17 protein-coding genes and 1 tRNA gene are annotated in these 20,901 nt (G+C 35.6%); 4 read left to right on the top strand and 14 right to left on the bottom strand.

Features of this window, described 5'->3' with window-relative positions:
- Positions 1 to 8 precede the first annotated feature (8 nt).
- Positions 9 to 1,454 (top strand): DNA recombination protein RmuC, encoded by a 1,446-nt coding sequence (rmuC, locus tag IPJ83_01540; protein MBK7879230.1) that lies wholly within the window; start codon positions 9 to 11, stop codon positions 1,452 to 1,454.
- Positions 1,455 to 1,543: 89 nt separating this feature from the next.
- Positions 1,544 to 1,628, top strand: a tRNA-Leu gene (locus tag IPJ83_01535).
- A gap of 449 nt (positions 1,629 to 2,077) precedes the next feature.
- On the opposite strand, the gene IPJ83_01530 is transcribed toward IPJ83_01535, so the two are convergent.
- From IPJ83_01530 to IPJ83_01465, 14 genes are all read right to left on the bottom strand, one after another.
- Positions 2,078 to 5,137, bottom strand: a complete 3,060-nt coding sequence (locus IPJ83_01530) for a glycosyl hydrolase (GenBank protein ID MBK7879229.1) — start codon at positions 5,135 to 5,137, stop codon at positions 2,078 to 2,080.
- A 112-nt stretch (positions 5,138 to 5,249) separates the two neighbouring features.
- The gene (locus IPJ83_01525) at positions 5,250 to 5,960 is read right to left on the bottom strand and encodes a hypothetical protein (protein MBK7879228.1); all 711 of its coding nucleotides are present in this window, start codon (positions 5,958 to 5,960) and stop codon (positions 5,250 to 5,252) included.
- 199 nt (positions 5,961 to 6,159) lie between these two features.
- Positions 6,160 to 7,365: a 3-oxoadipyl-CoA thiolase gene (gene pcaF / locus IPJ83_01520; protein ID MBK7879227.1), complete on the bottom strand. Its 1,206-nt coding sequence runs from the start codon at positions 7,363 to 7,365 to the stop codon at positions 6,160 to 6,162.
- Entirely contained in the window at positions 7,362 to 7,790 is a 429-nt protein-coding gene (locus IPJ83_01515; protein MBK7879226.1) for a hotdog fold thioesterase, read from the bottom strand. Before IPJ83_01515 ends, pcaF begins: the two co-directional genes overlap by 4 nt.
- 3 nt (positions 7,791 to 7,793) lie before the next feature.
- Positions 7,794 to 8,951, bottom strand: coding sequence for a 3-hydroxybutyryl-CoA dehydrogenase (locus IPJ83_01510; GenBank protein ID MBK7879225.1), 1,158 nt, complete (start codon positions 8,949 to 8,951; stop codon positions 7,794 to 7,796).
- 13 nt (positions 8,952 to 8,964) lie between these two features.
- Positions 8,965 to 9,480, bottom strand: coding sequence for a phenylacetate-CoA oxygenase subunit PaaJ (gene paaJ, locus IPJ83_01505; protein ID MBK7879224.1), 516 nt, complete (start codon positions 9,478 to 9,480; stop codon positions 8,965 to 8,967).
- Between the two features lie 39 nt (positions 9,481 to 9,519).
- The gene (gene paaC / locus IPJ83_01500) at positions 9,520 to 10,278 is read right to left on the bottom strand and encodes a phenylacetate-CoA oxygenase subunit PaaC (GenBank protein ID MBK7879223.1); all 759 of its coding nucleotides are present in this window, start codon (positions 10,276 to 10,278) and stop codon (positions 9,520 to 9,522) included.
- Positions 10,279 to 10,281: 3 nt separating this feature from the next.
- On the bottom strand, positions 10,282 to 10,563 hold the full coding sequence (gene paaB / locus IPJ83_01495) for a 1,2-phenylacetyl-CoA epoxidase subunit B (GenBank protein ID MBK7879222.1): 282 nt from the start codon (positions 10,561 to 10,563) through the stop codon (positions 10,282 to 10,284).
- Between the two features lie 10 nt (positions 10,564 to 10,573).
- Entirely contained in the window at positions 10,574 to 11,509 is a 936-nt protein-coding gene (gene paaA / locus IPJ83_01490) for a 1,2-phenylacetyl-CoA epoxidase subunit A (GenBank protein ID MBK7879221.1), read from the bottom strand.
- Between the two features lie 65 nt (positions 11,510 to 11,574).
- Positions 11,575 to 12,678, bottom strand: coding sequence for a 2Fe-2S iron-sulfur cluster binding domain-containing protein (locus IPJ83_01485; GenBank protein ID MBK7879220.1), 1,104 nt, complete (start codon positions 12,676 to 12,678; stop codon positions 11,575 to 11,577).
- A 135-nt stretch (positions 12,679 to 12,813) separates the two neighbouring features.
- Entirely contained in the window at positions 12,814 to 13,167 is a 354-nt protein-coding gene (locus IPJ83_01480; protein MBK7879219.1) for a carboxypeptidase-like regulatory domain-containing protein, read from the bottom strand.
- Between the two features lie 743 nt (positions 13,168 to 13,910).
- Positions 13,911 to 15,044 (bottom strand): alkaline phosphatase, encoded by a 1,134-nt coding sequence (locus IPJ83_01475; GenBank protein ID MBK7879218.1) that lies wholly within the window; start codon positions 15,042 to 15,044, stop codon positions 13,911 to 13,913.
- A gap of 1 nt (position 15,045) precedes the next feature.
- A complete protein-coding gene (dprA, locus tag IPJ83_01470; protein ID MBK7879217.1) occupies positions 15,046 to 16,149 on the bottom strand; it encodes a DNA-protecting protein DprA in 1,104 nt (367 codons plus the stop codon).
- A complete protein-coding gene (locus IPJ83_01465; protein ID MBK7879216.1) occupies positions 16,142 to 18,019 on the bottom strand; it encodes a hypothetical protein in 1,878 nt (625 codons plus the stop codon). Before IPJ83_01465 ends, dprA begins: the two co-directional genes overlap by 8 nt.
- Positions 18,020 to 18,388: 369 nt before the next feature.
- Here IPJ83_01465 and IPJ83_01460 point away from each other — a divergent pair, with 369 nt between their 5' ends.
- Both IPJ83_01460 and IPJ83_01455 read left to right on the top strand, forming a co-directional pair.
- Positions 18,389 to 18,706: an RNA-binding protein gene (locus IPJ83_01460; protein ID MBK7879215.1), complete on the top strand. Its 318-nt coding sequence runs from the start codon at positions 18,389 to 18,391 to the stop codon at positions 18,704 to 18,706.
- Positions 18,707 to 18,998: 292 nt separating this feature from the next.
- Entirely contained in the window at positions 18,999 to 20,756 is a 1,758-nt protein-coding gene (locus IPJ83_01455) for a DEAD/DEAH box helicase (protein ID MBK7879214.1), read from the top strand.
- Positions 20,757 to 20,901 lie beyond the last annotated feature (145 nt).

The following is a 20,901-nucleotide window of genomic DNA, read 5'->3' as shown; positions in this document are numbered from 1 at the left end:
TAATTCTATTGATTTATAAATCAAACGCTGTAGATAAAAATGTATACCTAGAGTTAGAAAGAAAGTTGAATGAATTAACTACACAAAATCAAATTTTACAAGATACAAACAACAGAGTCCAGTTTGAACTTTCTCAAAATCTCACCAAACTGGAAGAATCACGTTTGAAATTCACTAATTTAATCGCAGAAAGATCTGGTCTCCTGACAACGCTTGAAAATGCAAAGCAAAATTTTAGTATTTTGAAGTACGATTTTGAAGAACAAAAAAAAATAAATTCTTCTCAACAACTTGAAAGTTATGAATTATCAAAAAAGTTAAATGCCATCGAATTTGATAACCGTTATTTATTGGAGAAATTGCAAACGCAAAAAAAGGAGATTGAAGACTTCAGAAATCAATCCATGACAGAGTTCCAAAATATGGCAAATAAAATCATGGAAGAAAAATCATTGAAATTTACCCAAACCAATAAAGACAATATTGAAAATCTGTTAAAGCCACTTGGTGAAAATTTAGATAGTTTTAAGAAAAAAGTAGAGGAAACTTATGACAAAGAATCCAAACAAAGATTTAGTTTGGAAGACAGGATAAAAGAATTGATTGAATTAAACAATCGTCTTAGTAACGATGCCAAAAATTTAACCTCAGCTCTAAAAGGTGATGCAAAGAAAATGGGAAATTGGGGTGAAATTATTTTGGAAAGTATTTTGGATCAGTCCGGATTACAAAAAAACAGAGAATATGTAATACAAGAAAGTCTCAAAGATGAAGAAGGTAGAGAATTTAGGCCAGATGTAATGGTCTTCCTGCCAGAAGAAAGAACCATCGTCATTGATTCAAAAGTATCGCTTGTGGCATATGATAGATTCTGTAGTTCCGATACAAAAGAGGAACAATTAGAAGCTTTAAAACAACATATCCAATCCATTAAAAATCACATTGAGGACTTAAGCAAAAAAAAATATGAACAATTGGCTAAATCCCTTGACTTTGTGATGATGTTTATTCCAATTGAACCTGCATATATGATTGCCATTCAATCGGATAGAGATCTTTGGTCTTTCGCTTACAATAAAAGAGTTTTGTTAATTAGTCCAACAAATCTTATCGCAGCTCTTAAACTGATTGCTGATTTATGGAAACGGGAAAGTCAAAATCGTAATGCAATAGAAATTGCTAAACAGGGTGAGCGCCTTTTGGACAAATTTCTAGGTTTTGCTGAAAGTATGGAAGAAATAGGAAAACATTTGAATAAGTCTAGTGAAGCCTATGGAGATGCCATTAAAAAACTTCGTGATGGTAAAGGTAATTTGGTTGACCATGCCATGAAATTAAAGAAACTAGGCCTTACTAGTCGAAAAAACTTGCCTAATAGTCTTTTGAGCTTTGACCATGATTCAGAAGAAACTGAGAATTCCACAACTGGAGACAATGCCATAGATGAAAACTAAATTCAATTAATTTTCTATGAATTCAAATTGATTAATTTATTTCTTCAGTGTCGGAAAATCTTTACTTTTGTATCTACATACAAACCTGCACCGAAATGGCGGAACTGGTAGACGCGCTGGACTCAAAATCCAGTGACCTTTAAAGTCGTGTGGGTTCGAGTCCCACTTTCGGTACAAAACCAAAAAGGCGCACATCTTACGATGGCGCCTTTTTTGGTTTCATTCATTCATTCACTCAAGTATTTCTAATCGAAGTACTCCGCATCAGTAAAGGGTAATACGCATAGGATCTTTTGTAGTCTCTTTTTAAGGAACTATTCGAATGAAAAAAGCTTATAAATTTAAATGCTAAAAGGAATATATCCTCCTGTTTATCAATGTCTAAGACTTGATATTGAGTCAATTTTTGACACAAAGAATTTGAATAATATTGAACAGGTTCCAAATTAGATCATTTTTAACAATCGATATTTAGATCCGATTGTTTTATTCATTCATTTCTATTGGCAACAAAAATTATACCAAGCTTTAGAAATTCTTGAATTTAATTCGAAACCCAATAAATATTTTAAATCTGAACTTTGGACCTTTTATCTATAATCTAGAAGTTAACCTTCGGTTTATTAAGACTTTAAGGGTAAATTAATTCCCTCCTCCTTCAGATGCTTAAGAAACTTTGATCCTTGTTTGTCTCTAATATCCTGGTAAGTAGTCTTTGCCTGGTCAACCCGTTTTTGTAATACCGAAATTCGTTCTATAGATAAATTAGACGGTCTTTGCTGACTTTGAACAACCGCACTATAAGCCTCAGTAATCTCTTCTCTTAATTTGGTTTCATCGGCAAAGATTGATTTTTGCTTGGTGGCCAGCAAGGTAGATCTTAGATTTTCAAGTTGATCAAAATATTGACTGGCAGCCTCTTTTGATTTTTTAGATTTTAATTTCTCTTTGGTTTCAACAATTATTTTTTGTTCTTTATTGATATCATCCACGGTCTTAGCCAAATCTTCGTGCATTTTGAAATACTTCATACTTGTCTCATATTGAAGCTTTCTGTCCTCAAAAGTATAATTTTTCTCGTCCAAATGCCTCAATAAAATATTATCTTCCAGTTCTTTATCTCCTACTTTAAGTTTAATTGTATAATTTCCTGGTAAAACCTGTGGTGCAAAAAAAGCACCATAATCTAATTTTGTTCCTCCCTCCGCTACCTTTGGTGGTTTCATCCTATAATTCCAAAAAACTTTGTTGATCCCTTTCCTTTTCCCACCAGGAATGCTTTGCACCAGTTTTTTGTTTTGATCATAAATTTCAATTTTCACATCCCCATTCATGAGTCGATCTTTGAGATAATATTGAATTGGAACTAATTCTTCAGGATTTGGTGCATTCCATCCCCCTGAGAAAGGATTTCCTCCACCATATTTACCATCAGAAATAACCATATCACTTATTTCAAAAAGATGCAATTCCTTATCTGCAACTTCTCTGTTCATTGTCCTTAAGGTGCTTATGTCATCGAATATATAAACACCTCTGCCGTGCGTTCCAATGATCAAGGCATTTTCAGAAGGATGTATCTGTATATCCCTTACTAAGGCATATTCTGGGATGTTGTTTTTCATTCTGAACCAATTATTTCCACCATCCAGGGTAGCAAACAAACCCATTTCTGTACCCAGAAAGAGTAAATTTTTATTCATCCTGTCTTCTGTAATTTTATGAGCAAAGCCAGTAAATTCTGTACTATTCAATCTTTCCCATGTTTTCCCACCATCTTTTGACTTTATAAGATAAGTGCTATGATCTCCGTACATATGATTATCTAAGGTTACATAAACTGTTTTGGCATCAAATCTGGATGGTTCAATACTTGATATCCAAGTTTGGGCGGGAATGCCTGCTTTTGTGTAAGCTTCTGAAACATTGTTCCAGGTTTTCCCTCCATTCAGAGTCACCTGAAGATTGCCATCGTCCGTGCCGACCCAAATCATGTTTTCATCAACATAGGATTCCGAAGCTGTAAATATGGTGCAATGGTTTTCGGCACTGGTATTGTCCGCACTTAATCCTCCTGAATTTTCCTGTTTCTGTTTATTCTTATCATTAGTCGTAAGATCCGGTGAAATCCTTGTCCAATTTAACCCTTGATCATTTGATTTAAACAGATACTGGGATCCCACATAAAGGTTTTTTTTGTTCTTTTTTCCCTTTATAATTGGGGTGTTCCAATTCCACCTTAATTTGTCATCATTTGTAGTTTGTTGTGGTTGTATTGGATAAGATTTAAAGGTATTTAGATCAATTCTAGCCATATTCCCTCCCTGAGCTTCCGCATAGGCAACTCCCGAATCGTCCAAATCCGGTATTGTCCAAAAACCATCTCCCCAATATAACCCTTTCCAGTCACCATTGGAAACTCCTCCAGGTTTTGCAGATGGAGCGATCCAACTTCCATTATCCTGCAATCCACCATATATATTATATGGCTTATTATCATCTACTGCAACATGGTAAAATTGTCCAACAGGTAAGTTTTGACAAAAAGTAAATGTAGCCCCACGATCATTGCTAATATAGACTCCACCGTCTGTTCCTAAAACAAGGAAATTTGTATTGTTAGGATTAATCCAAAGGGCATGATGGTCAGAATGTACCCAGCCTCCATCATTAGAGGCATCATTAAATGAAAATCCTCCATCATCTGAATAAGCAAAATTAAAAGCTGGTCTATAGACTCTTTTAGGGTCTTTTGGATCTACAACAATGGTAGAAAAATAAAAAGGTCTGGATACAACATTCATGGTTGCAGATTGCTGTTTCCAGCTCTCTCCTGAATCGGAAGAAATATAAAGACCAGTTTTATTTGACTCCACAATTGCAATTAGATTATTGGGAGCGCTTGGAGCGAGTGCAAGTGCAATTCTTCCAAAGTCTCCTTCAGGTAATCCTTTGGTAACTTTTTTCCAGTTTTTACCTCCATCAACCGACTTGTAAAATCCGCTTCCTTTTCCTCCAGAATTGAATGAGTAGGGAGTTCTCCTGAACTCCCAGGTGGTAGCATAAATGATGGCAGGATTATTTGGATCTATAGCAAAGTCAGCACAACCTGTCTTCATGTCAATATACAATATTTTATCCCATGTTTTACCTCCGTCCATTGATTTATATAGTCCCCGGTGAGGGCTGTCTGACCAAAGTGGTCCTGGAGCAGCTACATAGATAGTATTTGAATTTTTGGGATCTATAATAACTTTACTGATATGTTCTGTGCTATCAAGTCCTATTCTTGTCCAATTTACACCAGCATCATTGGATTTGAACATTCCCACCCCTATAGAGACGGAGTTCCTCATATTACTTTCACCAGTGCCTACATAGATAGTTGTCGGGTTCATTTGATCCACAGCCAATGCTCCAATGGATTGACAATATTTATCAAAAATGGGAATAAATGATGCACCTGCATTAGTACTTTTCCAAACTCCACCTCCGGCAGTTCCAATGTATAAAGTTTTACCATCTTGATTTACACCTTCAATGGCTGTTATCCTACCACTCATTGTTCCAGGGCCCATTGCTCTTGCTTCTATTGACCCAAAAGTGGAGGAATTGATCTTGACCTGTGAATAAAGATTCTCCAATACAAAGAGACAAAAGAAAATTTGAATTGTAATTTTCATAGGAACTGAAGTTTATTTGGAATAATAAAGGGTAAATGTTTTGAGCCAGGATCAAAAAAAAGACACGTCAAATCTTCATTTGCCGTGTCAATTGTTAATTTTAAATCTTTAATTATTTCGTTGGTGAGAAAATGCGCTCATCAACATTTGTATTCACAGAAATCTTCTGAAAATCAATTGGTCCATTTTGGCTTGCAATGGTATGAGCAAAGATATATCCACCTTCAACAGGCTTATAATTACTGTAATCGGCCTGTACATCAAATTCTTTTCCGCCTGCTTTTTGTTTGGAAATAGTCCGCACAATGTAATAGGAGTTTGGATCAAGAAATTGATATATTGTTTTTCCCGATTTTGTAATTGTCTTAAGTTTAAAACATTCAGTTCCTTCCACATCATCCATTCCTAAATATTCAACCGTATGCCCCTTTTCTTTAAAATTACACAAGGTAGATTCAAGATCTAGTTGGTCCATTTGTTCTTTAATTGCATCTGGCGCCATGGCATCCGGAGTGGTTTGTCCTTGAAAAGGCATAAATACCCATCCTGAATCAGGTCTTATAATCATCCAGCCTTTCATGCTCATCAAATCAATATCCATTCTCCAGGCCTTATTATGAACAGTTGTCATATTGACTGCAATTTCCATATTTGGAGCAGTAATTTTACCTTCCATGGTGACTGATTTTATTGATTTGAGCTTATCAATACCTCCTAATGCAGTTAAATGCTTTTGTACAATTTCATCTGCTGTTTGAGCATTTGTAACCGAAGTAGAAACACCTAAAATACATACAATCAATAGGTTAATGAAACTTTTCATTTTTATCATTTTTAAATTTTGTACAAAAATAACCTCAGCCTTCAATGTTAGGTTAATAACTATACGAAATCACTGATATTTAAGATATAATTAAGGTATTTAACGATAAAATACCTTAGGATTAAAAATAATTTAATGTAGCAGAAAAAATTTTGTGAGGCTAATCCAGTAGTGAAGGCTTCAGAAATTAATACAAGGATTATACGCGCTCTATTATTACTGCATATCCCTGACCAACGCCAATACACATGGTACACAAGGCATATTTTTTTTGATTTATGGCCAGTTCTTTAGCTGCCGTGAGAATGAGTCTTGCTCCACTCATTCCTAATGGATGACCTAGTGCGATTGCTCCTCCATTTGGATTTATCCGGGGATCTGCATCATCCAAACCAAGATTCCGGGTACAAGCCAACACTTGTGCACCAAATGCTTCATTCAACTCTATTATATCCATTTCTCCAATGGTTAAACCTGCCTTAGCCAAAGCCCTTTTACTCGCTTCAACCGGTCCAATCCCCATAATTCGGGGTTCTACACCTATCACACTGTTGGAAACTATACGTGCTAATGGAATTAAGGGATGCTGTTTTAAAGCTTTTTCTGAAGCAATTAAAAGACTTGCTGCGCCATCATTAAGACCAGAAGAATTACCTGCGGTAACCGTTCCGTTTAATTCAAATGCGGGTTTCAACAAGGATAATTTTTCCAAAGTTGTTGAGGGTTTAGGGAATTCATCGTTAACTAACTTTGTAGTTTCAGTCTTACCAATAGAAACTTCAACAGCAACAATCTCTTCTTCAAATCGATTTACCGCTAAAGCCCTAGAATATTTCATTTGAGATTTATAAGCAAACAAATCCTGGTCTTCTCTTGAGATTTGATACATTTTTGCCAAATTTTCAGCAGTTTGACCCATACTGTCACATCCATAATTTTTCTCCATTTTAGGATTAATGAACCTCCAACCAAAAGTGCTGTCATACATTTTTGCATCTCTACCATATGCTGAAGAAGTCTTAGAAATAATCCAAGGTCCTCTGGTCATGCCTTCTACTCCACCAGCAATGAACAAATCTCCATCTCCACTTTGTATTGAACGGTGAGCCGCAACCACCGCTGACATTCCGGATGCACAGAGTCTGTTTACGGTTTCTCCTGGTATATGGGTTGGCAAACCGGCCAATAAAAGGGCCATCCTTGCGACATTTCTGTTGTCTTCCCCAGATTGATTCGCACAGCCAAGAATAACATCATCAATAAAATATGGATCAAGATTTGGGAATTTCTCAACCAATGCTTTTATTGCGTGTGCGGCTAAATCATCTGTTCGGACCGATGCCAACATTCCACCCAAAGATCCAATCGGGGTTCTAACCCCATCAACAATATAACTTGTTTTCATTCTTCTATGACTTGTTTTTCTGTACGATAACAAATTCCATTAAAAACAGCCACAATTTCATCCTTTTGATTCTTAATAATTACCTGATAATTTCCAATCTTATTAGACTGGGTAATCATTTTTGATTCCGCTATCAATTCGTCGCCTTCAACAATTGGTTTGGAATGAGAAATTGAGGTCTCTATTGAAAGACTAATTTTATTGTAACTATTGCATGAAAAAGCAAATGCACTATCTGCCAAAGAATAAGAAATACCACCATGAGCAACTTTAAATCCATTCAGCATCTCCTTTCTTATTTTCATTTTCAGTATGCAATGACCTTCATTTACCAATACCTTTTCAATTCCCAACCATTGACTAAAACCATCCTGATTGAACATTCTGTTTAGCACTTTTTCCGGGATATTATTTTCTTCAATCATATGTCAATTAAAAAAATTTTCACCCCTGTTTGCCATATTCCGAAGAATTGAAGAACACCTATAGCGATCCTCATGGTAATGATCATATAAGTTGTCCAATCTTCTCACACATTCTTCAATACCAATTTCATCTGCCCACCTCAGAAGTCCTTTTGGGTAATTAACACCTTTAGTCATTGCAATTTCAATATCCTCTCTGGATGCAATGTTTAAAAGAAGTGCTTCTGCAGCTTCATTTATTAACATGGCAACTATTCTATCCTTAATTTCTTCACCCAAACTTAAATTCGGTTCTGTCTGAGGGGGTAAGTTCTCTTTGCTGTAATCATAAAATCCCCTCCCTGTTTTCCTGCCAAGATAACCAGCTTCAACCAATCTCTTTTGTGTGAATGAAGGTTTATACCTTGGGTCATAATAAAAATCTTTAAAAACGGTTTCGGTTACATGATAATTAACATCATGGCCAATAAAATCCATAAGTGTAAAAGGCCCCATTTTAAATTGTCCCAATTCCGTCATGGCCCAATCAATAGTGGTTACATCTGCAATTCCTTCTTCTAGAATTCTCAATGCTTCGCCATAATAAGGTCGTGCAATCCTATTGACTACAAAGCCGGGAGTATCCTTTACTTGGATTGGTATTTTATTGAAATCTGTAATAATTTGGACTACTTTCCGTGTAAGATTTTCTTCGGTTTGTATCGCAGGGATTATTTCAACAAGCGGAAGAATTTGTGCAGGATTAAAAAAATGAATGCCTATAAACCTTTGCGGCACGGAAACACTGTTTGCAAGAGAGGTTATAGATAATGAAGAAGTGTTACTTGCAAGAATACATTGATCAGAAACTATCTTGCTCAATTCTCCAAACAATTTTTTTTTGGTTTCCAAATCTTCTTTTATCGCTTCAATAATAAGTTCACAATTATAAAATTCATTCAAGCTATGACACCAATGGTATCTTGCAGCAATTTTTTTTGCCTTTTCTTCATCAATTTTGGATTTTGATACAAGCTGGCCAAGGTTTTTTTTCAATTCTTCTTTGGCTTTTTCCAACATTGGAGCAAATGTATCATAAACAACCACCTCACAATTTGCCATTGCAGCAATTAATGCAATTCCTTGACCCATGGCACCCATCCCTACAACACCCACTTTCATTAAACTGAAATTTTTAGTGACATTTAAAATAATCAAAGGGTTCTAAACAGTTCATACACCTATACATTGATTTACAAGCTGTCGAACCATATTCGCTAACCAAATGTGTTTGATTTGAATTACATCTCGGACAGGATACTAATTCTTGAGGATCAAACATTTTGCGTATTCTGGCTTTTGTTGCTGGAGGAGCGATGCCATACTCCCTTAATTTAGTTTTTCCTTCTTCAGTCATCCAATCCGTAGTCCAGGCAGGTGATAATATCGTATGGATCACATAGTGCTGAATTTGTGCATCATCAAGTGCAGCTTTCATTGCCCACTCAATAACATTCATTGCAGGGCATCCATTATACGTAGGGGTGATCTCAATAATGAAAACCTCATTTTCCAATCTAATGTTTCTTAATATACCCAGATCGATAATAGACAAAACCGGAATTTCAGGATCAAAGACATTGGATAAAATGTCTCGAATTTTTTGGATCTTAGGATTATCTAGATTAATTAAATTTTCGTTTTCTGTCATTACATTTTGTGCCAAATTTCAATAACTTTATAAAACGAATCACCACTTTTGTCCTGGAAATGCACGCTGCATATATTGCATATCCGCAAGTATATAGCCGAGCCTTTCCGTGTGATTTCCTGACTTGCCTCCTGTTTGCTGATATTTCCTGTCTGGAATCGAAATTGTTGCTTCTGAAAATATCTCCTTTACTCTCTTTTTCCATTTTGGAGACAAGGTATCGGCAGAAGGAATTATCCCCTCATTTGCCAAGTAGGTTTCTGATTCAACCAGCACAAAAAGTTCCCCTGTAAACTCCCAGAGTTGATTTACGGCGGTTTGCATTTTGGAGTGACTTACTTCTGTTCCATCTCCAAGCCGAATAAGCCACTCACTACTCCATTTGTAATGGTATGATGTCTCTTTAAGTGATTTTGAAGCAATTTGGGATATCTTTTGATCAGATGATTTTATAAGTTCCTCCAAAAGATCAATATAATATGCATCCAGAAAAAATTGACGAGCTACGGTATGGGCAAAATCGGTGTTTGAAAATTCTGCGAGGAGAAGATTTTTATATTCATATTCATGTCTCAAAAAAGCCAAATCATCTTCAGTTTTAGAATTACCTCCAACTTCTCCAGCGTATTGGTAAAGCAATCTAGCTCTCCCAAGATGATCTAGAGCAAAGTTTGTCATCGCTAAGTCTTGCTCTAAGACGGGACCATGTCCGCACCATTCACCTAATCTGTGGCCGATAATATTACCTGTATCAGCATGAATTAGTAAGAAATCTAACAAATTCTTATTGTCCGTCATATTTTACATATGTTTAAGAGCCTCAGGAAGCTCATAAAAGGTTGGATGACGGTATATTTTATCCTCCGCAGGCTCAAAAAAAGCACCGCTCTCTGATGGATCTGAAGCAGTAATGTCCTTAGATTCAACTACCCAAATACTAACTCCTTCTTGCCGTCTAGTATAGACATCGCGTGCATTTTCAAGTGCCATATGCGCATCTGCTGCATGCAAACTTCCAACATGGCGATGGTCCAATCCGTTTTTACTTCTGATAAAAATTTCAAATAATGGCCAATTTTTCATGATGTTGGTTTTATGCGATTTTTCGTGATCGTTTTTCAGCATAAGCAAGTGCCGCTTCTCTTACCCATGCTCCTTCTTCATGGGCTTTTATTCTGGCTTCAAGCCTTAATTTATTACAAGGTCCATCACCTTTTACCACATTATTAAATTCTACCCAATCGATTTCACCGAAATCATAGTGTCCTCTATCTGGATTCCATTTTAGTTTAGCATCTGGGATTTTCAAACCCAATATTTCAGCTTGTGGAACGGTCATGTCGACAAACTTCTGTCTCAATTCATCGTTGCTGAATCTTTTAATCTTCCACATCAAACTTTGTGCAGAATGAGGTGAATTTGAATCATTAGGTCCAAACATCATCAAGGAAGGCCACCACCATCTGTTTAGAGCATCCTGAGCCATTCTGATCTGCTCATCGGAACCCCTTGAGAGAGTAAGTAAAATGTCATATCCCTGACGTTGGTGAAAGCTCTCCTCCTTACAGATTCTAACCATTGCCCTTGCATATGGTCCATAAGAAGTTCTGCATAATGCAACCTGATTCATTATGGCCGCCCCATCAACTAACCAACCAATCGCACCCATATCTGCCCAACTGATGGCCGGATAATTAAATATGCTTGAGTATTTAGCTTTTCCGGAATGAAGTTCATCAATTAGAACATCCCTTTCCACGCCAAGTGTCTCTGCAGCCCCATATAAATAAAGACCATGACCCGCCTCATCTTGAATTTTGGCTAACAGAACCGATTTCCGTTTTAAACTAGGAGCCCTGGTTATCCAATTTCCTTCAGGAAGCATCCCAACTACCTCAGAATGAGCATGTTGCGAAATTTGACGAATCAAAGTTCTTCTATATTCTTCAGGCATCCAATCCTTTGCTTCGATTTTCTCCTCGGCATCTATTCGACTTTGAAAATGTACTAACAGCTCCTCGTTTGACATAAAATTTTTATTTTGAGAACAAAGTAAAGTTAGGCATTGACCCAATTTTAAACAACAATAATCGACTATTGATCAAAGTCCACTGAAATTTTAGCAGACTTTGGAAATGACTGGCAAGTCAAAATATATCCTGCCTCTATTTCCTCAGGCTCTAGCCCATAATTTCTAACCATTTCCACCTCACCTTCAAGAAGCTTTGCCTTACATGTACAGCAAACCCCACCTTTACATGCATACGGAAGATTGACTTTATTCTTAAGCGCACCATCTAATAGACTCGTAGAATTAAATGGAAGATTAAAGCTGACAGTTCTCCCATCCGTCTTTAGCAAAATACTGGATTCTTTATCTGAACCTAAGCCTGCAAACTTTGTAGGTTTGGCTGAGGACTTGGTTCCAAATAATTCAACGTGAATCCTTTGTGGAGCAATACCTTGTTCTTCAAGGGCGGCCTTGGTCTCTAAAATCATTTCCTCTGGGCCACATATAAAAGCCTCGTCTACATCATTCGGTTCGTACAATTTACTTTTGAAAAGCTCAAGTTTCTCTCGACAAATTCTACCGTTAAAATAAGGTTCCTCCATTAACTCCCGACTGAGTATAAAATATAAACTAAGTCTTCCAAGAAATAAATTTTTCAGACCCATCAATTCTTCCAGAAATATGATTTGATCAGTCTTTTGGTTGCCATAAATAAGGCATATTTGACTCAGTTTTTCAGTTTTCAGAATAGTCTTTACAAGTGAAATGATGGGTGTTATTCCGCTGCCAGCCGCTAAAAATAAGTAAGATTTAGCTTGTCCTGTCTTGATTTCTGATGTAAATTTTCCATTTGGAGGCATCACCTCTATGATATCACCTGCTTTAAGTTTTTTATTTGCATAGGTTGAAAAAGCTCCACCCTCAATTTGCTTTACTGCTACCCTCCATTCCTGCTCCACTGGGCTGGAACATAGGGAATAAGACCTATGTAACTCCTCTCCATCAACATTTTTTATAAGATTAATGTACTGTCCAGGCGTATATCTGAATAACTCCTTTTGATCCTCAGGAATTTCTAGTGCAATCGAAACGCACTGATCGGTCTCGCGCCGGACCTCCTTTATTTTAATGGGATAACTATGTTGCATCTGTCCTGCAAATATATCAGATAATGGCGAATATTTCAATTGTCATAAAACAGAATTGACCTGAGTATTATCATCTTGTTGTATGATCTTAATTATTAGGAAATCCTATGATTTTTAACAAAAAAAATACCTGATCTTTACAGATCAGGTACCTTTTTTTCTGCATCAAAATTTTTAATAGCCAGTGGTTAGATGCTTTACCTTTTTTGGTTCCAAACCAATATGGTATTCAACATCGTTTACTCTGCTTACTTGTTCAAGTACTTTATCTTCGTATCCCGTCATCGAAATAATCACTCTAAAATTTGACTTCGGCGCACCTGGTACAATGAAAAAACCCTCTTCATCTGTCATGGTTACCATTTCACCCAAAGGAGAACTAATGGTTAACAATGCACCCTCAATCGGTTGGCTGGTTTTTAAATCAAAAAGTACACCACGGAAAATCTCTGGATGCGTTTCACTATTCAACTGTGCATTTGAAAACGCGCTTAAAAATAACATACCTAATAATAGAAACTGTTTCATAAAATAATATTTAAAATTAAAATCTTTGAATTCCACTTTAATGATCAAAGGATCAAAATAACGTTGCAAAGTTTTGCATTATTCTTCTATTCAGACAAATATTATCGACCAAAGGTTCTAATTTTTATACGAACAATTGAATTTTTGAATTTTGTTAACAGGGATTAATTCCTTTATAATACTATGAATATGAGCATATTTTCATATTATTCAATATAGTAATATGTATTAATTATACTCCATTGGGTGAAATTCTAATTGGGTAATACCAATTCTCACATGATTTTAATTTTGCAATAGCTATTCAATGCAAAAAATATTCAACAAAAAAATTATCTCAACTTTTTACCAAAAAAATCCATTGTCACAACAAAAAATTCATCTATAAAACAGGGTGTTAATGTTGCGTTAATGAAGCAATCTCTTAAATATCCACTGCAACAACAAATAACCCTAAGCTTGAATTAAATTTTCTGATCAACCTAAGAAAAGTAAGTGAGTTAATTTTCTCTTATTCAATAATGTTTTGAATAATCTATTAAACCACTTCTAAGAAATTGCAATTGTATATAATACATCACTTTGGGTGGGCTAAATGCTATAATACTAAAATTATTGTTTTTGAAAAACTATTGTATTCGACTTTTCAAGTTTCACAGAAAACTAATCCGTGAATTACATTTTCAACAATCCAGAAAATAATAATAGCATGGATGGTATTCTAAATGATTACTACTAGTAAATTAATTAATATTAAAAAGCAATTTTCTCATTTTATGATAAATTGCTGTGTTTTCATAAATTCCTGCAAATCGCTCAGAGCCTGGGCCATAAGCAAATACTGGAATCAGATCTGCAGTGTGCTTTTTTGTTGTAAAAGCAGTTTTTAGTTTAGCCATTTCAGAACCTGGCAAAATTGAAAATCCTCCAGTCTCGTGGTCCCCGGTTACAATGACCATTGTATTTTTATCTTTTTCTGCAAAATCTAAAGCTTCTTTTACAGCTTTGTCAAAATCTAGCATTTCCGAAACAAGGTATTCACTTACATTATCGTGTCCTCCCCAATCAATCTGACCGCCTTCAATCATTAAGAAAAAACCTTTCTGACTTGCATTTTCTAACAAACGTAATCCTTCTTTTGTAGCTTTTTGCAAGTAATTTCTCCCTCTGTTAGCTGGTAAAGGGTCTCCATCAGCAGTAAAAAAACAGAACTTTTTAACGGAAGGAATTTTATAACTTTCAAAATCCTCCTCAAAGTAATCTCTCACCATATATCCTTTTGATAAAAGTAAGTTTATCAAATTAAAACTATCCTTTTTCCTTCGTTCAAAATATTTCTTACCTCCTCCAATTAATAAATTAAAATCAACATCCATCATGTCCATTGCAATTAATTCATATTGCTCTCTATCCGGTTGATGCGAAACAAATGCTGCTGGGGTCGCATGTACGACACTTGTTGTAGTAATTAACCCAGTGGCAAGTCCCCTTATTACAGATTCCTCCAAAATAGTAATGTGAGATTTTTTACTCGAATCTATTCCTAAGTACCCGTTCTTAGATTTAATTCCTATAGAAAATGCTGTCGCTCCTGCAGCTGAATCTGTAACCAAGCTATCTGCTGAATATGATTTGTGTAAACCAATTACAGGAAACCTCTCTAAGTTTAACCAATTCATATTTTCGTAAAGCCCTCCGGTAATTTGTGAAATTCCCATACCATCACCAATTAACAAAATGATGTTTTTGGGATGCGACACCTCTTCAACCTCTTGAACCAAAACGGGATTTACATTTTGTACAGGCTTTGTTGGTAAACAACTTAAATGTAGAAGAAATCCTATTAATAGAATTCCTTTGAATTGATTTTTAAACATTTTAAATGCAAATTGAATATGTTTTCCCCGGCATTTCTTGGACAACTCCTTTAAATTGTAAATTGAGTAAAATATTTGCCAGTTGACTTGGCGTAAAATTAAGACAATGGCTTAACAGATCAATATTAACTTTTTGTTTACTCCTGATCATTTGGACAACTATGTCCTCATCTTCAGTAAAATTTACAAAAAGTTCCTTTTTTACTTGCTTATGCCTAACATTTCCGGGCTTTTCCCATCGAAGCATTTCTGTAAGATCTTCTCCGCTTTCAATAAGATGAGCTTTGTGATTTTTAATTAACTGGTTACAACCTGCAGACAATTCATCCCCCACTTTTCCAGGAAATGCAAAAACATCCTTATTGTATTCATTTCCAAACTCGGCAGTGATTAAGCTACCCCCACCAGACTTTGTTTCAATAACGACGATTGCATCAGACATACCGGCAACAATTCTGTTCCGCATGGGAAAATTCTGTCTGTCTGGCTTAGTATTACTACAGAATTCAGTGAGCAGACCTCCTTTTGTCAACATCTTTGCCGCCAAACTTTTGTTCTCAGCCGGATAAATTCTATCCAAACCATGACCAAGTACACCCACAGTTGGTATATCGTTTAATAATGAAACTCGATGGGCTGCCGAATCAACCCCATAAGCTAGTCCACTAATTACTAAAACTTCGAATTCAGCTAAATGCTGAATGAGCTGTTCTGTAAGCTGTTTTCCATACGAACTTATACTTCTTGTCCCTACAATTGAAACAACATGTTCTGTGTTCAAATCTGCTTCTCCTTTAAAAAACAATACCAATGGACTGTCCGGAAAATGTTTTAGCCTGCCAGGATAAAGACTATCTGATTGTACTAATGCTTTTATGTTTTCCTTTTGGATAAAGTGGAGTTCCTTTTCAGCTTTGGTAATGCTGTCTTTGTTCTTCAGTCCCGACACGGTTTGCATTCCTATTCCGGGAATTTTCAATAATCTACTGGGCTTTTCTTTAAATACTGCTTCTGCCCCTCCACAATATCCAATGAGTTGCTTGGCAATAATAGGACCGATATTTTCAGTTTGGGTTAGTGCTATTAGATAAAGTAAATCATTCATTTTTAGGTTCCATAAGTGTATTTTGTAATCTTAGTGCTTCAGCTTTTTTTCTCATTTCGTCTACCTGTTGAGGATTAATACCTGGTTTGGATAAATAGGCATCTAATATTTCAACCATTTCTTTACTTACCTCAAGATTATATGGTCGCATTTCATGAGCTTGATTAATATATTGATATGCGAAATCATATCGTTTCATTTTTTTAAACAAAACCTGATAACCCATTTCTCTCAGGAATAAATACATTTTATGTTTATTTTCATCCTTCTTGCTTATATAACTCAAATATTCATTTACAAAACTTAAATCAGGTTTAACTACTATTACTTTCCTGATACCGTCTAAGAAATTATCCAAATCTCCTGACATTTTGTGGTATTCTGCCAATATTCCCGCTTTCATATTTAATCCTTGTCCATATGCAGGAAAAATGATTAATGATCTGTCAATGTATCTGTTTGCAATATCTAAATACTCTTTTTTCTTGGAGACATCCATTTCTTTTTCATACAAATGGAAATAACTGACTCCAGTAAAAAGATTAATTCTGGCACTATTTTTTGATACAGCTGCACCTGCTAAATTAAGTGTCAAACTATCTTTCCAATCCGGTACTCTAAGAATTGTTTTTATTCCATAGGATACCACAACCAAAGAGAGTATACTATAAACCAATATTTTTGAAGCCTTCCAATTACTTTCCAAACCTTTAACAGCTAAATAAGCACAAAAAAATGAAAAGCTTAGAGATGGCATAAACAAAAACCTCTCATTCATAAAAGTACCTACTGGAAATATAAGGTTTGAGACAATGGATATGGTGATAAAGAAGTACAAAACACTAAACCATCCGACTTTTTCTTTTTTCCTGAAATAATATGAGCAGGCAACCAAACTTAATATCATCAATAGAGAAAGTAGTGTCATCGCATCAGTGGGGTTCATTTTGGGCACATGGTATGGATAATAATCATGTGTAAGCGGATGCGGAAATAGGAGTAACTTGAGATACCAACCAATGCAAAATAGAATTGTAGATATTTTTTGGAGGGGATACATTCCAATGAATGGATCATTCATTAAGTCTGTTATTTTAATACCACTATCAAAAAAGAAACCAATTACTCTGGTCCGAATGAATAAAAATACTGCAGCTACAATCCATAAATACCATGTTTGACGGATACTTGGCCAAAATTTTTCACTCCTAAAAAAAACAAGGATTAGAGGTATAACTAACAAAAAAGTGATGGCATTTTCCTTAGACATCAAGGCAAGAAAAAAGCATAAAGAGGATAAAATCGAGTATTTCTGTGATTTATAATCAATAAACTTCAAGGTATAGATAGCAGTTAACAATGAGAACAGCAGGCACATTATTTCGTCCCGACCTTTAATATTAGCTACTGCTTCGGTGTGAATCGGGTGACATATAAACAGAATCCCAAAAATTAAAGGAAAAATTTTTTCCCAACCCAAACTCTTTCCAAGATTTAATAGTCTACCTAAACGGTAAATAAGCCAACCACAGATCGCATAAAGAAGAATGTTGATCAAGTGGCTAAACCATGGGTTTTTACCCAATATTTGTCGTTCAATCGCAAAACTCACTATAGAAAGTGGTCTATATCGGGCCCCAGCCACTAAATTTTTCTGTTCTCCAAAGTAACCAGTGAAACTTTCCTTACTAAGGATGTCCCAAATGCCAGAAAATCCTTTTGCGACAAACTTATTCTCATCTAGGACAATCGTATCGTCCAAAACATAACCAAAACCAACGCTTTGCCAATATAATCCAAGACTTAAAAGCACGAAAAGCAACCCTGGAAATATTGGTTTTTGCCAAAACTCTGACTTTTGAGTATCCATAATCAATTAAATTCCAACAAAATTAGGGGTTAATAGGATTTAGTGCAGCAAAAAGATCATTATAAATTGTTTTTTAATAAATTCGATTGAAATAAATTCATATAGTATTGATAATCTGTATTTTATATGAAATTATATGCTGCTGTTAAAATATAAAAATACAAATTTTAATACGGACTATGAAACATACTTAAGCTTAAAATAGAGTCTTACCCAACGCAATTCTCTAAATATTAATATTTACGGGTTTTATTCATACTTTTTTATATTTTTGTGGAACGAAATTTGTACTTAATTGGTTTTTTAGGAGAATGCTCGATTATATTATCTCACCGTTGTAATTTTTTTTTATCTCTAATATTTTTTATAATGAATCTTTATGTAGGAAACCTTGACTACTCCGTCAAGGAACAACAACTCTCTGCCATGTTTTCTGAATTTGGTGAGGTTAGTTCTGTTAAAATCATCACTGACAAGATGACCGGCCGATCAAAAGGCTTTGGATTTGTCGAAATGCCAAATGACGATGAAGCCAGAGAAGCGATCAAAAATCTTGATCAAACGGCTATCAAAGACAGAAACATTTCTGTTTCAGAAGCTCAACCACCTGAACAAAGAGAGCGTAAACCATTCCGCCCGAATAACAACGGTGGTGGAGGTGGTGGCAACCGTTTTAGAAGATTCTAAGGACGGATCCTATAAATCTTTTGTTCTCTTTTCTCGATTTGATTTGGATCCAGGAGTCTCTACTCACTTGAGTACAATGAATTATTAGATAAGCAAACAGTAAAGATTTATACAAAAAACCTGCTGTTATGTTAACAGCAGGTTTTATTTTATTTCCAAAATCGCCTTTCTGACATTTTTCTGCTCACGCAGCACAGGATTCGGGTGTCGTTTTAGATCGACTAAACTTATAGGGTTCTGATAAATGAGGCAAGCGATTTGCGGGTATTTTATCATTTAACCAATTTAACCAATGAATCCTTTTGCAACTTTGGGCATACAGCCCGCACTTTGTACCGCAGTTACCGAACTCGGTTTTGAACAACCCACAGAAATTCAAGAGAAAGCAATTCCAATTTTTCTTGCGCAAAATACCGATTTGATTGCCCTTGCCCAGACTGGCACCGGGAAAACAGCTGCTTTCGGTTTACCTATTCTTCAAAATATTGATCCAAACAACCATTTTACACAAGCGCTTATCATTTCGCCCACGCGAGAATTATGTATGCAAATAGCTAATGATTTAGCTAAGTTTTCTAAAAACCTTAGGTCCATAAGTGTTGTGGCTGTGTACGGTGGTAGTAGTATCCTTAAGCAAATAAAGGACATCAAACGATCTGCCCAAATTATTGTAGCAACTCCAGGGCGTTTGATGGATTTAATGGAAAGAAAGGTTATAAAGCTGAATAACATCCACACTGTCGTCTTGGATGAAGCGGACGAAATGCTAAATATGGGATTCAGAGAAGACATGGAGGCCATTCTGGCACAAACACCTGAAGAAAAAATTACGGGTTTGTTTTCCGCAACTATGTCGCCTGATATCCGAAAAATTGCCAACACCTACCTAAAAAATCCTGCTGAAATTACCATAGGTAAAAAGAACGCCGCACAACAAAATATCTCTCATCAATATTCCGTAGTTCAAGCCAAAGACAAGTACACAGCACTTAAACGAATCATTGATTTTCATGAGGACTTTTATGGTATTGTTTTTTGTACTACAAAAGCAGAAACTCAGGATCTAAGTGATCACCTCGTAAGAGATGGATATTCTGCAGATTGTCTGCATGGAGACCTGGCACAGGCTCAGCGCGATAAGGTCATGCATCGTTTCCGCCATAAAGCCATTAAAGCTTTGCTTGCGACAGATGTGGCAGCTAGAGGTATCGATATTAAAAATATTACCCATATTATCCATTACCATCTTCCGGATGATATTGAGAATTACACGCACAGAAGTGGGCGAACAGCACGTGCGGGGCAAAAAGGTATTTCTATTGCTTTGCTGCATATTAGAGAGGCCTACAAGTTACATCAAATAGAAAAACTAGCAGGTGTTAAATTTGAAAAATACCTGATTCCTACTGGTGAGGATGTTATCCATGTGAGAATCAACAACTTTATCGAATTTTTTAAAAATCAGGATGAAGCGGAAAATAAAATTAAGTTTAAAAATGAATGGATCTGGCCATTAATGGAAATGGAAAAAGAGGATCTTGTACATAGATTGCTATCCCTTGAGATGAAACGTTTTGGAATTCAGTATAAGGATTCTCCGGATATAAATATCGATGAAAAGGTTAGAGAACCAAGATCTTTTACCAAATCACCATCCTATTCTGATGATTCAAGAGGAAATAATAGCAGGAGCAAAGGTAAAAGAGACTCGGGAAGAAATTCTTCCGAAATGGTTAGATTATTTGTGAATGTCGGTAAAAAGGATCAACTCAAGTATGATGAGGTTAGGGAACTGATTTTCAAAAACACAAAAGTAAGTGGAAGAGCCGTTCGAGATATTGAAATGAAAGGAGTTTATTCCTTCTTTATGACAGATCGGGAAAGTGCAGATCAAATGTGTCAAGTTACAAATGCATCCTTTAACGGAAGGCCCTTCAGAATTGATGAAGCTTCTAAACAAAAAGAGGGGAGACAAGAATTTAAAGAAGGGAGACTGGAATTTAAAGAAGGTAGGCAAGAATTTAAAGGCAACAAACGCAGGAGAAATTAATTTTAATTTTGAACTATTGGCTATTGGGTATTTTATTATAATATTTTCGATTTTTCCTTGTCTATTATAGATGCATTTTTCGAAGTTTCGTTTTGAAAAAGGATGATTAATTCTTATTACCTGGTATAATTTATCTCAGTTTCGT

Origin of the sequence: Candidatus Vicinibacter proximus (assembly GCA_016713905.1) — a bacterium.
In the GTDB taxonomy this organism is placed as follows: Bacteria; Bacteroidota; Bacteroidia; order Chitinophagales; family Saprospiraceae; genus Vicinibacter; species Vicinibacter proximus.
Note: the sequence above shows the minus strand (reverse complement) of the source record. Positions and strands in the feature narration are given on the sequence as shown.

Coding starts and splice junctions, on each gene's coding strand:
- pcaF (MBK7879227.1), bottom strand. CDS start 7,365: ATGAAAACAAGTTATATTGTTGATGGGGTTAGAACCCCGATTGGATCT.
- IPJ83_01455 (MBK7879214.1), top strand. CDS start 18,999: ATGAATCCTTTTGCAACTTTGGGCATACAGCCCGCACTTTGTACCGCA.
- IPJ83_01465 (MBK7879216.1), bottom strand. CDS start 18,019: ATGGATACTCAAAAGTCAGAGTTTTGGCAAAAACCAATATTTCCAGGG.
- IPJ83_01475 (MBK7879218.1), bottom strand. CDS start 15,044: ATGTTTAAAAATCAATTCAAAGGAATTCTATTAATAGGATTTCTTCTA.
- IPJ83_01510 (MBK7879225.1), bottom strand. CDS start 8,951: ATGAAAGTGGGTGTTGTAGGGATGGGTGCCATGGGTCAAGGAATTGCA.
- paaB (MBK7879222.1), bottom strand. CDS start 10,563: ATGAAAAATTGGCCATTATTTGAAATTTTTATCAGAAGTAAAAACGGA.
- IPJ83_01480 (MBK7879219.1), bottom strand. CDS start 13,167: ATGAAACAGTTTCTATTATTAGGTATGTTATTTTTAAGCGCGTTTTCA.
- IPJ83_01525 (MBK7879228.1), bottom strand. CDS start 5,960: ATGAAAAGTTTCATTAACCTATTGATTGTATGTATTTTAGGTGTTTCT.
- paaA (MBK7879221.1), bottom strand. CDS start 11,509: ATGTCAAACGAGGAGCTGTTAGTACATTTTCAAAGTCGAATAGATGCC.
- dprA (MBK7879217.1), bottom strand. CDS start 16,149: ATGAATGATTTACTTTATCTAATAGCACTAACCCAAACTGAAAATATC.
- IPJ83_01530 (MBK7879229.1), bottom strand. CDS start 5,137: ATGAAAATTACAATTCAAATTTTCTTTTGTCTCTTTGTATTGGAGAAT.
- IPJ83_01460 (MBK7879215.1), top strand. CDS start 18,389: ATGAATCTTTATGTAGGAAACCTTGACTACTCCGTCAAGGAACAACAA.
- paaJ (MBK7879224.1), bottom strand. CDS start 9,480: ATGACAGAAAACGAAAATTTAATTAATCTAGATAATCCTAAGATCCAA.
- IPJ83_01515 (MBK7879226.1), bottom strand. CDS start 7,790: ATGATTGAAGAAAATAATATCCCGGAAAAAGTGCTAAACAGAATGTTC.
- paaC (MBK7879223.1), bottom strand. CDS start 10,278: ATGACGGACAATAAGAATTTGTTAGATTTCTTACTAATTCATGCTGAT.